The 255-nt window shown below is 63.1% G+C and carries 1 pseudogene; it reads left to right on the forward strand.

Going from position 1 to position 255, the window contains the following annotated elements:
- Window positions 1-255 (forward strand): annotated as a pseudogene (locus JNB85_RS30480) (protease); the annotation flags it as partial.

Below are 255 nucleotides of genomic sequence, written 5' to 3' on the forward strand. Positions count from 1 at the left end.
CGGCAAGGCGGGCGCCGACACGCTGATCGGTGGTGCGGGCAACGACACCTACATCGTGGACGTCGCCGGTGACGTCGTGACCGAAGCCGCCAACGAAGGCACGGATCTGGTCAAGACGGCGCTTTCAACCTATGCGCTGACCAACATTGCCAATGTCGAGAACCTGACCTTCACCGGCAGCGGCAATTTTGCCGGGACCGGCAATGCCTTGGCCAACATCATCACCGGGGGTGCCGGCAACGACACGCTGGATGG

This window comes from Rhizobium mesosinicum (assembly GCF_019511345.1).
In the GTDB taxonomy this organism is placed as follows: domain Bacteria; phylum Pseudomonadota; class Alphaproteobacteria; order Rhizobiales; family Rhizobiaceae; genus Rhizobium; species Rhizobium mesosinicum.